6 protein-coding genes are annotated in these 5538 nt (G+C 41.0%); all 6 read left to right on the forward strand.

Features of this window, described 5'->3' with window-relative positions; all coding sequences use genetic code 11:
* The coding region (locus SPADD19_RS05260) for an ATP-dependent 6-phosphofructokinase (protein WP_241496480.1) at positions 1–875 on the forward strand (875 nt) is incomplete at its 5' end.
* A gap of 69 nt (positions 876–944) precedes the next feature.
* Entirely contained in the window at positions 945–2450 is a 1506-nt protein-coding gene (pyk, locus tag SPADD19_RS05265; protein ID WP_061455443.1) for a pyruvate kinase, read from the forward strand.
* Between the two features lie 181 nt (positions 2451–2631).
* Complete coding sequence (lepB, locus tag SPADD19_RS05270) at positions 2632–3192, forward strand: signal peptidase I (protein ID WP_004220170.1); 561 nt, start codon at positions 2632–2634, stop codon at positions 3190–3192.
* Between the two features lie 100 nt (positions 3193–3292).
* Positions 3293–3934: an amino acid ABC transporter permease gene (locus SPADD19_RS05275; protein WP_061455444.1), complete on the forward strand. Its 642-nt coding sequence runs from the start codon at positions 3293–3295 to the stop codon at positions 3932–3934.
* Between the two features lie 12 nt (positions 3935–3946).
* The gene (locus tag SPADD19_RS05280) at positions 3947–4576 is read left to right on the forward strand and encodes an amino acid ABC transporter ATP-binding protein (RefSeq protein ID WP_014713118.1); all 630 of its coding nucleotides are present in this window, start codon (positions 3947–3949) and stop codon (positions 4574–4576) included.
* Between the two features lie 9 nt (positions 4577–4585).
* On the forward strand, positions 4586–5413 hold the full coding sequence (locus tag SPADD19_RS05285) for an amino acid ABC transporter substrate-binding protein (RefSeq protein WP_014713119.1): 828 nt from the start codon (positions 4586–4588) through the stop codon (positions 5411–5413).
* Positions 5414–5538: the final 125 nt, after the last annotated feature.

Genomic DNA, 5538 nt, shown 5'->3' on the forward strand with positions numbered 1-5538 from the left:
GTAAAATCCAGCCCCTTGATGCCTCATCTGTTGGAGATATTATTTCCCGCGGTGGTACCTTCCTTCACTCAGCACGTTACCCTGAATTCGCACAACGCGAAGGTCAATTAAAAGGGATCGAGCAATTGAAGAAACACGGGATCGAAGGTGTTGTCGTTATTGGTGGAGATGGTTCTTACCATGGTGCGATGCGCTTGACTGAGCTTGGATTCCCAGCTGTTGGTCTTCCTGGTACGATCGACAATGATATCGTCGGAACTGATTTTACAATTGGTTTTGATACTGCAGTCACAACTGCAATGGATGCGATCGATAAGATCCGTGATACTTCATCTAGTCACCACCGTACTTTCGTAATTGAAGTTATGGGACGTAATGCTGGAGATATCGCTCTTTGGGCAGGGATTGCATCTGGTGCGGATGAAATTATCATCCCTGAAGAAGGATTCAAGATCGAGAACGTTGTTGAAAGTATCAAAGAAGGTTACGCAAAAGGTCGTACCCACAACATCATTATCTTGGCTGAAGGCGTGATGTCTGCAGATGAATTTGGTAAAGCGTTGAAAGAAGCTGGTGATGAAAGTGACCTTCGTGTGACTGAGCTTGGCCACATCCAACGTGGTGGTTCACCTACTGCGCGTGACCGTGTTCTTGCTTCACGTATGGGAGCACACGCAGTTAAATTGTTGAAACAAGGAATCGGTGGTGTAGCCGTTGGTATTCGTAATGAAAAAATGGTGGAAAATCCAATCCTTGGTAAAGCAGAAGAAGGAGCCCTCTTTAGCTTGACAGAAGATGGTAAGATTGTGGTAAACAATCCACATAAAGCTGATCTTGGTCTTGCCGAGTTGAACCGTAGCTTGTCTTCAATTTAATTTTATTTCATAAATTCGTTAACCTTGTCTTAAAAAGACAGATATATTTAAAAAGGAGTCATATATATCATGAACAAACGTGTAAAAATCGTTGCAACTTTGGGTCCTGCGGTAGAAATCCGTGGTGGTAAAAAATTTGGTGAAGATGGATACTGGGGTGAAAAACTTGACGTTGAAGCTTCAGCACAAAACATTGCTAAATTAATTGAAGCTGGTGCTAACACTTTCCGTTTCAACTTCTCACACGGTGACCACCAAGAACAAGGTGAACGTATGGCGACTGTTAAACGTGCAGAAGAAATCGCTGGTAAAAAAGTTGGTTACCTTCTTGATACAAAAGGTCCTGAAATCCGTACTGAATTGTTCGAAGGCGAAGCTAAAGAATATTCATACAAGACTGGTGAACGTATCCGCGTTGCTACAAAACAAGGTATTAAATCAACTCGTGAAGTGATTGCTTTGAACGTTGCTGGTGCGCTTGACATCTTTGATGACGTTGAAGTTGGACACCAAGTATTGGTTGATGATGGTAAATTGGGTCTTCGCGTTGTAGAAAAAGACGCTGCAAAACGTGAATTTGTTGTTGAAGTTGAAAACGATGGTATCATCGCTAAACAAAAAGGTGTAAACATCCCTAACACTAAGATTCCTTTCCCAGCACTTGCTGAACGCGATAACGACGATATCCGCTTCGGTTTGGAACAAGGTATCAACTTCATCGCGATCTCATTCGTACGTACTGCAAAAGACGTTCAAGAAGTTCGTGCTATCTGTGAAGAAACTGGTAACAGCCACGTTCAATTGTTTGCGAAAATCGAAAACCAACAAGGTATCGAAAACTTGGATGAAATCATCGAAGTTACTGATGGTATCATGATCGCTCGTGGTGACATGGGTATCGAAGTACCATTCGAAATGGTTCCAGTTTACCAAAAAATGATTACTTCTAAAGTAAATGCTGCTGGTAAAGTTGTTATCACTGCAACAAACATGCTTGAAACAATGACTGAAAAACCACGTGCAACTCGTTCAGAAGTATCTGATGTCTTCAACGCTGTTATCGATGGTACTGATGCTACAATGCTTTCAGGTGAATCTGCAAACGGTAAATACCCACTTGAATCTGTAGCTACAATGGCGAAAATCGACATGAACGCTCAAACTCTTCTTAAAGAATACGGACGTTTGAACTCAGATTCATTTGAACGTAACTCTAAGACAGAAGTTATGGCTTCAGCTGTTAAAGATGCTACAAACTCAATGGATATCAAATTGGTTGTAACATTGACTAAGACAGGTCACACTGCACGTTTAATCTCTAAATACCGTCCAGATGCTGATATCTTGGCATTGACATTTGACGAATTGACTGAACGTGGATTGATGTTGAACTGGGGTGTTATCCCAATGTTGACAGATGCTCCTTCATCAACTGACGATATGTTCGAAATTGCTGAACGTAAAGCAGTTGAAGCTGGTCTTGTTAAATCTGGTGATGATATCGTTATCGTTGCTGGTGTACCAGTTGGAGAAGCTGTTCGTACAAACACAATGCGTATCCGTACAGTACGTTAATAGAAAATTATATCTAAAAGCCTTGCTGGTTGGTCCGAAAGGATTGACCGCGAGGTTTTTCTTTATACTAACGGCTTTTTCTCTAGATGTGACTATTGATAAGAATCACTTCCAAAGATTTCTTTCTCTTTTTTTAAGACAGAAAACATGGTATAATAAATAAAAAGGAAGGGAGACATTCATGCCAAGGAGAGATTTAATTAGAAATGTCATCATTGTCGCTGTACTGGTTTTAGCACTGATCTTATTACGAATCTTTGTATTTCATCCATTTAGTATCAATGATAAGATGGCCAATGCTTCTGTGAAAAATGGAGATCTTGTGGTAGCGACTAGAAATGCTCAGGTAGATCGCAGTGATCTGGTCTTATACAAGGTCGGTGGAAAAGAATACCTTGGACGTGTCATTGCCAAAGAAAACGATGAAGTCAGCTACGTAGATGACGTCCTCTATTTGAATGGACAGGCAACACCAGAACCTTACCTAAATAAAATGCTGAATAAACACTTAGCGGCTCCAACGAGTAATGGGTATTATACGGATGATTTCTTTTTATCAGAGTTAAAAGGGACCAAGGCTGGTCGTGTCCCATCGGATACTTATCTGGTCTTAAATGATAACCGTGGGGATACAGAAGATAGTCGTGAGTTTGGTTATATTCATAAAAATCAGATCGAAGGAGTCGTGAATCTGCGTCTCTATCCTCTTAATAAATTTGGATTTATAAAAGTAGAAGAATAGCCGAAAGGCTATTTTTTTTTATAAATATCATGATGAACTAGTTTTTTTTCCATTTTTGTGGTAAGATGTTCATTAAATAATTTTTTAGGAGGAGAATGCTATGCAGTATGCTTTGGAAATTTTACCAAGTTTGTTAAAGGGAGCAAGCCTCACCTTGCAAGTGTTTGCTTTCGTATTGATTTTATCGATTCCATTAGGAATCGTTGTTGCCTTTTTGCTTCAATTGCGCTCAAAGATCCTGCATGGACTCCTAACGATTTATATCTGGATCATGCGAGGGACCCCTCTATTGCTCCAGTTGATCTTTATTTATTACGTCCTTCCAAGTATTGGGATTCGGATTGACCGGTTGCCTGCGGCTATTACAGCCTTCACCCTTAATTATGCAGCCTATTTTGCGGAAATCTTCCGTGGAGGAATTGTCGCAATTCCGACAGGGCAGTATGAGGCGGCCAAGGTCTTAAAATTGAGTTCTTGGCAAACGATTCGCTATATTATTTTACCTCAGGTGGTGAAGATTGTTCTTCCAAGCGTCTTCAATGAAGTCATGTCCTTGATTAAAGACACTTCTTTGGTCTATGCTCTGGGAATTAGTGATTTGATCCTGGCTAGTCGGACGGCGGCCAATCGTGATGCCAGTCTAGCACCCATGTTTTTAGCGGGAGCTATTTATTTAATCCTCATTGGGATCGTGACCATCATTGCCAAGCGGGTTGAAAAGAAGTTTTCATATTATAAATAGGAGGAGAAGCATATGTTAGAATTAAAACAAATTTCGAAACGGTTTGGGGATAAGCAGATCTTATCAGATTTCAATCTTCTCGTTCCTGAAAAACAAATCGTTGCCATTGTTGGACCTTCTGGAGGAGGAAAGACCACCTTGCTTCGCATGCTAGCTGGTCTTGAAACCATTGATTCTGGTCAGATCGTCTATAATGGTGAAAATTTGCCTCTAGATGCCTTAGAAAAACGAAATCTTCTTGGTTTTGTCTTCCAGGACTTTCAATTATTTCCACACTTATCGGTCATGGAAAACCTGATCTTGTCCCCTATCAAGACCATGAATGTTACTAAGGAAGAAGCGAGTAAAAAAGCCATGAGCTTACTGGAGCGTTTGGGACTCGAACAACATGCGGATGCTTATCCATTCTCTCTATCTGGTGGTCAGAAGCAACGGGTGGCATTGGCTCGTGCTATGATGATCGATCCAGAAATTATTGGCTATGATGAGCCAACTTCGGCCTTGGATCCAGAATTGCGATTAGAAGTTGAGAAGTTAATCTTGCAAAACCGGGAACTGGGGATGACTCAGATCGTTGTTACCCATGATATTCCATTTGCAGAAGCAATTGCGGATGTTCTTCTCAAGGTTGAGCCTAAATAGGAGGAGAGGATGAAACGAGTAATACCATGGTTGCTAGGTGTCCTTAGTCTCGTTCTTCTGACTGCCTGTGGACAGACAGTGAGTGATCCTAAAGTGGACAACTGGCAAAAATACCAAAAAGAGCAGTCCATCACGATTGGTTTTGATAATACTTTCGTTCCCATGGGCTTTGAACAAAAAGATGGGAGCTACGCTGGTTTTGATATTGATTTGGCCAATCAAGTCTTTGAATCTTATGGGATTCATGTCAACTGGCAACCCATTGATTGGGATATGAAAGAGACGGAACTGAAAAATGGGACCATTGATGCCATCTGGAATGGCTATTCTGCAACAGATGAACGTCGGGAAAGTGTTGCTTTTACCAAGCCCTATATGAAAAATGAACAAGTCTTGGTCACTAAGAAAGCCTCTGGGATCCAATCAGTCGATGGGATGAAAGAGAAACGATTAGGTGCCCAGACCGGATCGTCTGGCTATATGGATTTTGAAGCCAATCCTAAAATCTTAAAAAATAAGGTTAAAAATCAAAAGGCTACCCAATACCAGAGTTTCAACGAGGCGCTGATCGATCTTCAGAATGATCGGATCGATGGCCTCTTAATCGACCGTGTCTATGCCAACTATTATCTGCAGACGGAAGGAATTTTAAAAGACTACAATGTCTTTCCTGTCGGGTTTGAGACAGAATCCTTTGCGGTAGGAGTGCGCAAGGCGGATAAAACTTTGAAGAAAAAAATTGATGAAGCCTTCGTAAAACTCTATCAAAAGGGCCAATTCCAAAAGATTTCTAAGAAGTGGTTCGGAACGGATGTAGCAACAGACGACATCAAGTAAAAAAGCTAGGAAATGATTCCTAGCTTTAGATTAAAGACAAAGTTATCTTAAAAACTTTCCTTAGGTGAGTACGGACGTCAGCGAACTTCTACGAAGTTCCATGACTTAGTTTTGAACCTAAGGTT

The sequence above is a fragment of the Streptococcus parasanguinis genome, from assembly GCF_001578955.1.
Taxonomy (GTDB): Bacteria; Bacillota; Bacilli; order Lactobacillales; family Streptococcaceae; genus Streptococcus; species Streptococcus parasanguinis_U.